General features: G+C 48.5%; 4 protein-coding genes. All 4 read right to left on the reverse strand.

All coding sequences use genetic code 11. The annotated features are described in order from the left end of the window. Window positions 1–449: AMP-binding protein (locus GY791_21660; protein ID MCP4331000.1), on the reverse strand; the 449-nt coding region annotated here is incomplete at its 3' end. Window positions 450–541: 92 nt separating this feature from the next. After that, window positions 542–1,048 carry an AMP-binding protein gene (locus GY791_21665; protein ID MCP4331001.1) on the reverse strand — a complete coding sequence of 169 codons (507 nt, stop codon included), beginning with the start codon at window positions 1,046–1,048 and terminating at the stop codon, window positions 542–544. Window positions 1,049–1,122: 74 nt separating this feature from the next. Beyond that, window positions 1,123–1,776 carry a hypothetical protein gene (locus GY791_21670; GenBank protein MCP4331002.1) on the reverse strand — a complete coding sequence of 218 codons (654 nt, stop codon included), beginning with the start codon at window positions 1,774–1,776 and terminating at the stop codon, window positions 1,123–1,125. A gap of 57 nt (window positions 1,777–1,833) precedes the next feature. Next, window positions 1,834–2,238 (reverse strand): hypothetical protein, encoded by a 405-nt coding sequence (locus tag GY791_21675; GenBank protein ID MCP4331003.1) that lies wholly within the window; start codon window positions 2,236–2,238, stop codon window positions 1,834–1,836. Window positions 2,239–2,290 lie beyond the last annotated feature (52 nt).

Genomic DNA, 2,290 nt, shown 5'->3' on the forward strand with positions numbered 1-2,290 from the left:
AAGAAAATGCATCCATCGTGAAGCAGCTTGACCATATCTCCCGTCTTGTAGATGCGGCCTCCATCATCAGAGCTAAAAGGGTTCTTGATGAAAGCTTTGCAAGTGAGGTCAGGGCGGTTGAGGTAGCCTCTTCCTACGCCATCACCACCAATGTAGAGTTCCCCCATCACCCCCACTGGCACTGGCTGTAGGTGTGCATCTAGTACGTAGTAGGTAACATAAGGTAAGGGGAACCCGATGATATTGGAAGATGCATGCTTCGTGTTGTTGTCAAACCCCAGTACAGTACACCAATCTGTCTCTGTGGGACCATACGCAATCACAAAGTGCTTGACCTTGTCCCGCCAAATTTCCAACTGGGGCTGCAGAACGCATTCTCCACCAAGAGTAATGCACACCAGTGATGGAAGGTCACATTTGACAATGAGCTCAAAGAGTGATGGCGTCATGCAAATATGAGTGATCTGTGAAGCAAACCTCGCATCAAATAATTGTACGCCTTGCAGTGTGCATGTGATGACATTCCTTGAATGGAAGCCAGTTAGCTCACCTTCCCTGTGTTGACAAGTAGCTCCAGCTCACCCAGCAATATGCTCTTTGGAGCAAGTACCAAAGTAGCACCCATTGAGAGGGTAGAAAACCAAATATTGCTGCTCATATCAAATGTCATTGGGCTTGAGTTCAAGAACCGGTTCCCTGGACCTAGACCCTTGGATACCTGTAATGCCCCATATTGAATGAAACAAGAGACATTTGCATGTTCCAGCACCACGCCCTTGGGCTTTCCTGTTGTGCCCGATGTGTAAATGATGTAGCAGGAGGTGTTGGGAGCTGGGGGGCGCCAGTCCCTGGCACTGGGTTTTGGAAGAAGTGCATCATTGAGGATGTTCGTCACGCTCAGCACAGGGCATTTCACAACATTACAGTGTTCTGCAAAAGTATCCTCATCCTTAACCAGCAGGGCCTTCAGTTCAGCATCCTCCACAACCAGCGTAATCCGGGCATTAGGATAGCTCGATCCAAGTGGTACATATACCCCTCCTGCCATGAGGACACCTGCATGAGAACATGTCGTTCTGTTAGTGGTCTTATTTTCCTCCGATATGCATGTTTGATAAGGTCCTACATACCGTAGATGGATGCAATTGCCTCAGCCGAGTCATTGGTCATAAGCAGACCCACCGTAGAGTCACCTTCAACTCCCAGCATGCGCATTTGTCTTGCCACCTTCTCTGCCATGCTTCGGAGATCAGCGTATGATATAATCCGCTTCAGTCCTCCGTACTCAACCAGGGCTATTGCATTTGGATTTGCATCGGCTTGATCCAGGAAAAAATCATGCACAAGCCACCCAGGCCTAGGGCAAGGGGCAGATGTTTTGTTCCACTCCACTAACTGCTTCTGTTGCTCAGCCTGCGTGAGCATGGGAAGGTCCCACACTACGTTGTGTGGGCTTTCCACTGCCATCTCCAGCAGGTTTGTAAAACAATCTAAGATCATGACTACAGTGCTTTGATCAAAGAGCCTTGAGTTAAAAAGCATACAACCCTTCATGCCATCTTTCTGTAGCAGCTTAGGGTCAGTAACACGGAACAGATGCAATATGAGATCCATATTTTCTAAAGGCAGTAGATTTTCCATCATTTCCACCACTGTGACATCGTCACTCCTGCTCAGCACTTCATTTTGCCACTCAGGCCCAAGCTCCAAAACACTCAAAAATTCAACATCAGAAGAACTCATTCGCTTGATGCCATCACTGAAAGGGTCGTCCATGAGGCTGAACATAACCTGTGTAAAGTTAGGGTAGTAGCATCACACTCAGCAAAGCCATTAACAAAAATGACAGACAGTTGTGCTTACTTGGTAGATAAGATTGCAGTTGTCAATGCGTGGCACTTTAAGGCGTTGTAAGATACGGCTGAAGGGAGCATTACTATGTTGTAATGCATCAGTTACAACAAGCCTCTGCCGTTCTAGCAGAGTGGAAAAGCTCGGTTGCCCTTTGAGATCACCTCGTATTGCTAGCATACCCATGATGCAGCCCACCATTTCATGCAGCTGCACATCATCTCGGCCAGCATTGGGTGTCCCCACCACCAAATCCGTTACGTTTCCTGCAAGGCGGCTCAGTGTTAGCTGGAAGGCTGCCATGAGCCCCACAAATATTGTGGAGCGATGCTGAGTACAGAGGTCCGCAAGTGAAGCCACCAGCTTCACGGGCAGGAAAACAGGCAAACAAGAGCCCTCACGGTCACTGGATGTTTCAGAACGCGGTCGGTCAAAGGGG

The organism is Alphaproteobacteria bacterium (assembly GCA_024244705.1).
In the GTDB taxonomy this organism is placed as follows: Bacteria; Pseudomonadota; Alphaproteobacteria; order JAAEOK01; family JAAEOK01; genus JAAEOK01.